This is a genomic window from Halorubrum tibetense (assembly GCF_042661865.1).
GTDB lineage: Archaea > Halobacteriota > Halobacteria > Halobacteriales > Haloferacaceae > Halorubrum > Halorubrum tibetense.
This window is the reverse complement of record NZ_JBHSWW010000484.1, coordinates 1-1,110: the sequence shown is the minus strand read 5'-3', so window position 1 is coordinate 1,110 and position 1,110 is coordinate 1. Positions and strand designations below refer to the sequence as shown.

Below are 1,110 nucleotides of genomic sequence, written 5' to 3'. Positions count from 1 at the left end.
CCGGTCGTCGCCTGCGAGGGCTGTCTGATGGCCGAGCTCCGGCTCGTCGGCCGGAGCGCACACGCCGCCACGCGCTGGCGCGGCGAGGACGTGCTCCCGCGGTTCGAGGCGATCCGGAGGGCATTTCGCGACCTCGAACGAGAACGCGCGGAGACGGTGACACATCCCCTGTTCGACGAGTTCCCAGTTCCCTGGCCAGTGGTCTGTGGGACGGTCGACGCCGGGTCATGGCCGTCGACAGTACCCGCGTCGTTGACGGCGGCGTTCCGGATCGGCGTTGCCCCCGGAGAGACCGTCGACGAAGTGGAGCGGGCCTTCCGGGAGCGGCTCGACGGGGTCGCCGCCGACGACCCGTGGCTCAGCGAGCATCCCCCGACGTTCGAGCGGTTCTCCGTCCAGTTCGAGCCGAGCGAGATCCCCGCGGACGCGCCCGTCGTCGAGGCAGTCCGAGAAGGACTCGTCGACGCCGGGCTACCGGACGCCGAGCCCATCGGCGCGACCTACGGGACGGACGCGCGCCACTACGTCGAGGCCGGGATCCCGACCGTCGTCTTCGGTCCCGGCACTATCGATGAGGCACATTACCCGGACGAGACGATCGAGTGGGCGGCGGTCGAAGACGGGCGAGCGACTATCGCCGCGGCGGTGCGTCGGCTCGCGGAGCGAGCGGGGTAACGGACGGACAGCGCCTACCGCGGGTCGGCGTCGGAGCGGGTCGCCGCGAACTGTTCGTCGAGCGCTTCCGAGACGACCTGACCGGGCTCGACGTTTCGCATCGCGGCCCGCCGCCGGAGCTCGACGTACGTCTCCGACGGGAGGTCCATCCGCATGCGGCCGAGCTCGACACCGGTCTCGCGCACCGCACTCTCGACGTTCGCGCCGTCATTGACCGCGGAGGCGGCCGATCTGATCTCACGAACCGTCATCTCCCCGTCGATGGCGGCCCACGCGAGCAGGTAGCGGTCGGTCCCCCCAAGCCGCGCGACGTGTTTCGCCGCGCTCGGCGCGATCCGGCCGCGTGCCACCTGTCTGCGGATCGCCTGCGGCAGGTCGTGGACGCGTGCCCACTTGCGGATGAACGAAACTGAGACGCCGTCACCGGCGCGTTCC

General features: G+C 71.1%; 2 protein-coding genes. One reads left to right on the top strand and one right to left on the bottom strand.

From position 1 onward, the window contains the following. The coding region (locus ACFQEU_RS16380) for a M20/M25/M40 family metallo-hydrolase (protein WP_379783891.1) at positions 1-675 on the top strand (675 nt) is incomplete at its 5' end. Positions 676-689: 14 nt separating this feature from the next. Here the strand turns inward: ACFQEU_RS16380 and ACFQEU_RS16375 are convergent. After that, positions 690-1,110: DUF7119 family protein (locus ACFQEU_RS16375; protein ID WP_465261172.1), on the bottom strand; the 421-nt coding region annotated here is incomplete at its 5' end.